2 protein-coding genes are annotated in these 789 nt (G+C 42.5%); both read left to right on the top strand.

What is annotated here, in order from left to right; genetic code table 11:
• On the top strand, nt 1-225 hold a 225-nt coding region (locus tag GTGU_RS23495; RefSeq protein ID WP_038163703.1), incomplete at its 5' end, for a Mor transcription activator family protein.
• Entirely contained in the window at nt 226-744 is a 519-nt protein-coding gene (locus GTGU_RS23490) for a hypothetical protein (protein WP_038163700.1), read from the top strand.
• Nucleotides 745-789 lie beyond the last annotated feature (45 nt).

Below are 789 nucleotides of genomic sequence, written 5' to 3'. Positions count from 1 at the left end.
AGCCAGATTGGCGGTATGCAGGTCTATTTTCCACGCGGTGAGGTGCTCAATACCATCATCAGGGACATGAAAATCTGGCGTGATTTTACCGGGAAAAATATCCCTGAACTCGTTGAGCGCTATCAGGTGACCTACAAAACAGTGTATAAAGCCATCAGGCGTATGCGCAGGCTTGAACAGCGTAAGTATCAACCGGACCTGTTTGACAATCAAAGGACTCTGTAAATGAAAAAGTGGTTATTTATTCCATTATGTATGTTGTCTTTATCCGTCATGGCTGCGGATTCTTTGTTATTTAAGGTCAAAGAGTCTCTTGCTGGATTCACCCCCATAGATGCTACTGACTGGTATAAAAAGGGCGATACTGATTTTGCTGAGTACGAAGGTGAATACCGTGGCTTTAAACAGAAGATAAAAGTCGCTGTAAAAACCAATGAAATCCATATTAAATCGGAGATAGATGAAAGTGATTTCATCAAGGATATGGATGTTTTCATGCGCGATACAACCCAGCGCTGCCATCTGGTTTTGAGAGATACAATTTTACCTGCTGAAAAGCTCAAGGCTGTGACAGACTGGAGCAAAGATGAGTCTGATGGCTTTGAGTTTATGGATGCCAATACTGTTCATGAAGCCATCAGTGCTGAAACAGACAATGGTGTTCCGCATAAGAATATTTATGGGTGGGATATCAGCATTCGACGTGAGTTAGGGAAAACATCCTGTTCAGCAATAAAGCACTAATTCAATGAAGCCGGTTAATCCGGCTTTTTTTTCGTCCGGCACATC

This window comes from Trabulsiella guamensis ATCC 49490 (assembly GCF_000734965.1).
Lineage (GTDB): Bacteria > Pseudomonadota > Gammaproteobacteria > Enterobacterales > Enterobacteriaceae > Trabulsiella > Trabulsiella guamensis.
This window is presented reverse-complemented; position numbering and strand designations above follow the sequence as displayed.

Excerpts from the sequence above, each read along its gene's own strand:
- GTGU_RS23490 (WP_038163700.1), top strand. The coding sequence starts at position 226 with ATGAAAAAGTGGTTATTTATTCCATTATGTATGTTGTCTTTATCCGTC.